General features: G+C 66.3%; 1 protein-coding gene. It reads left to right on the top strand.

The features are described from left to right. Positions 1-1,297, top strand: a 1,297-nt coding sequence (locus tag Q5694_RS34755; RefSeq protein ID WP_333937512.1) for a DUF6531 domain-containing protein, incomplete at both ends; no start/stop codon positions are given.

Raw genomic sequence — 1,297 nt, 5'->3', positions numbered from 1 at the left:
TGACGGCGACGGACTTCGACATCGCCGGCGTCGGCCAGCGCCTGCAACTGGCGCGGACCTACAACTCCCTCGACGCTCCCTGGGGCCGGGTCTCGCAGCGCTGGTGGCAGCAGTACGAGCGCTACCTGTCCATCGGCTCCTCGGAAGTGATCTTCTACGACGCCTCCGGCGCGACGGTCCGCTTCACCAAGAACAGCGACGGCTCCTTCACCACGCCCAAGGGCTACTCGCAGGACCTGAAGAAGAACGCGGACGGCACCTACACGCTGACCAAGTGGAAGTCGGGTGCGAAGGAGACCTACAACCAGTACGGGACCCTGACGAAGATCACCGACCGCAACAAGGGCACGATCACCGTCACCCAGCACGACGACAACGGTGAGAACAAGGGCTTCAAGCTCACCGAGACCCGCTCGGGCCGCTTCATCGACCTGGTGAAGACCTACCCGTCGCAGTGGCAGGCCAAGGACAACACCGGCCGCACGGCCGTCTACAACCTCGACGCCGACGGCAACCTGGCCACCACCACCGACACCGAGGGCAAGACGGTCACCTTCCGCCACGACTCCTCCGGCCGCATCGACAAGATCACCACCGCCGAGGGCCGCGTCACCGTCTTCACCTACGACGACACCAACCGCGTCACCTCCATGCTGCGCGGCACCGCCTTCAACAGCGACGGCCACACCGGCCCGACCTGGACCTACAGCTACAGCGCCGCCTCCCCGACGGCCGCCGGGACGACCACGGCCAAGGACCCGGAACTGCACGGCACCAAGTACGTCCACGACGGCGACGGCCGGGTCACCGAGGTGTTCGACGCGCTGGAGCGCAAGCGGTCGACGAAGTTCGACGCCAACAACAACATCGACACCAGCACGGACGCGATGGGTTCGGGCACCACCCCGGGCAACGTCACCGACTACGGCTTCAACACCCGCAACAACCTCGAGACCGTCACCATGCCCACCGGTGGCAAGACGGTCAACAGCTGGCAGACCATCGCCGGCGGCGACGTGCCCAAGGACTCCACCAACGCCGACGGCGAGAAGACCAGCTTCACCTACGACACGGCCGGCAACACCACCTCGGTGGCGCAGACCGGAACCGGCGGCGGCAACGTCTCCTTCGAGTACAACCCCGCCACACCCACCTGCGGCGGCTTCGAGGGCCAGCGCTGCAAGGCGAAGACGAAGATGACCTCCACCAAGACGGTCACCACCGACTTCCAGTACGACAGCAAGGGCGACCTGAAGACGGTCAAGGCCCCCGCGCCGCTGGGGGAGACGACGTTCAC

This window comes from Streptomyces sp. AHA2 (assembly GCF_036857595.1).
Lineage (GTDB): Bacteria > Actinomycetota > Actinomycetes > Streptomycetales > Streptomycetaceae > Streptomyces.
The sequence above is the reverse complement of the archived record's forward strand: the minus strand, read 5'-3'. Positions and strand labels throughout refer to the sequence as shown.